Consider the following 1,344-nt stretch of genomic DNA (forward strand, 5'->3'; position numbering starts at 1 on the left):
GGGTAGTGTTTAAATAACTGTGTCATCTCTTTTAACTTGTTATAATTTCAACACTTAAAAGAGGTGCCCATGAGTAAGAATAAAAAGATAGATTTATCCAATTTTGATTTCAATGAATTTAAGGCTGAAGCCTTAACGCAATTAAAGTCTGGCCAGTCCCTTACTGGTAAAGACGGTATCTTAACTCCTCTTATCAAAGAGCTACTTGAAGCAGCCTTGGAAGGTGAAATGGAGGCTCATATTTCTGATTGTCATGATTCAGGCCTAACCAATCGTCGCAATGGCAAAACATCCAAGTTAATGAAATCTACAACTGGTGTTTTTGAATTAGATACTCCACGGGACAGAGAAGGACTTTTTGAGCCTGAAATTGTTAAGAAGCGTCAAACAGTATTGAATGAGTCATTAGATAATAAAGTGCTGGCGTTATATGCCCTAGGTATGAGCTATGAAGCCATTAGTGAGCACCTGGCTGAAATGTATGGTCTAGACGTATCTTCATCTAAAATAAGCCTAATCACGGATAAATTGTTGCCTATGATTACCGAATGGCGCAATAGGTCTTTAGAGTCTATATATCCTATTGCCTTTTTAGACGCGATGCATTTTAAAGTACGTGTTGAGGGCAAAGTCACAAGTAAGGCATTTTACACGGTCCTTGCCGTTACTCCTGAGGGCAAGAAAGATATTTTAGGGCTTTATTTGTCAGAAACTGAAGGCGCGCGGTTTTGGCTTGGTGTCTTAAATGACCTTAAGGCACGAGGGGTAGAAGATATTCTTATTGCGAGTATCGATGGACTTAAGGGTTTTCCCGAGGCTATTGCTGAAGTCTTTCCTAAAACAGAAATCCAACTGTGTGTCGTTCACCAAATACGAAACTCCCTGAAGTATGTTGTTAGTAAAGACCAAAAGGCATTCATGGCTGATTTAAAGCTTGTGTATAAGGCCTCTAGCAAAGATTTAGCTGAGCATCATTTGCTTGAACTAGAGGAAAAATGGGGCAAGAAATACCCAGCAGTTATGAAGTCATGGAATAATAACTGGGAGGCTTTGTCTCAATACTTCAAATACCCCGAAGAGCTAAGACGTATCATTTACACCACGAACATCGTAGAGGGCTTCCATCGCCAAATTCGCAAGTACACCAAAAACAAAGGTGCTTTCACTAGTGAAAACGCACTGATAAAGCTTATTTATTGTGCCTGCCAAAAAGTACTGGAAAAATGGAGTCAGCCCATGCACAATTGGGCGCTTATCGCGTCTCAGCTCCATATTTATTTTGAAGACCGTATGAACCTGAAACTTAGATAATCAATGAGGTGACACAGTTAGATGAACACTCTC

At 40.0% G+C, this 1,344-nt stretch carries 1 protein-coding gene; it reads left to right on the forward strand.

Features of this window, described 5'->3' with window-relative positions:
* Window positions 1-69: 69 nt before the first annotated feature.
* Window positions 70-1,311: an IS256 family transposase gene (locus ACWTEW_RS30150; protein ID WP_028378824.1), complete on the forward strand. Its 1,242-nt coding sequence runs from the start codon at window positions 70-72 to the stop codon at window positions 1,309-1,311.
* The last annotated feature ends 33 nt before the right edge of the window (window positions 1,312-1,344 follow it).

The sequence above is a fragment of the Legionella stuttgartensis genome, from assembly GCF_977063405.2.